The following is a 315-nucleotide window of genomic DNA, read 5'->3' as shown; positions in this document are numbered from 1 at the left end:
GGTGGCACCGCAGGGGCAGGTGGTGTTCCGTCTTCCTCGACGTACTGTCCCCTTCTCATTTTGGCTCAATACGTCTATTGCCGGTGCAGGACTATCTTTGTCCAAATCATCTGGGACTGTTGACGCAGTTTCATAAACCTCTTCAATCTCTTGTTTGACAACTTTCCGGCAGTGAATTTCCCAGGCGCGGATCTCAGAGTTAAAAGGTAACGGAAATCCATCAACGGATTCACCTGTTACTATCACGTCATCTGCCGCTGACGGGGAATAAACTTTGCTGGGAGTTACGGAGCAGGTAGAGCTCTCAGCTATCAG

Annotated in this window: 1 protein-coding gene; it reads right to left on the bottom strand. The window is 49.8% G+C overall.

Annotated elements, in window-relative coordinates; translation table 11 throughout:
• On the bottom strand, positions 1–246 hold a 246-nt coding region (locus E1189_RS24225), incomplete at its 3' end, for a hypothetical protein (RefSeq protein ID WP_230459802.1).
• Positions 247–315: the final 69 nt, after the last annotated feature.

The sequence above is a fragment of the Parendozoicomonas verongulae genome, from assembly GCF_009711465.1.
In the GTDB taxonomy this organism is placed as follows: Bacteria; Pseudomonadota; Gammaproteobacteria; order Pseudomonadales; family Endozoicomonadaceae; genus Sansalvadorimonas; species Sansalvadorimonas verongulae.
The sequence above is the reverse complement of the archived record's forward strand: the minus strand, read 5'-3'. Positions and strand labels throughout refer to the sequence as shown.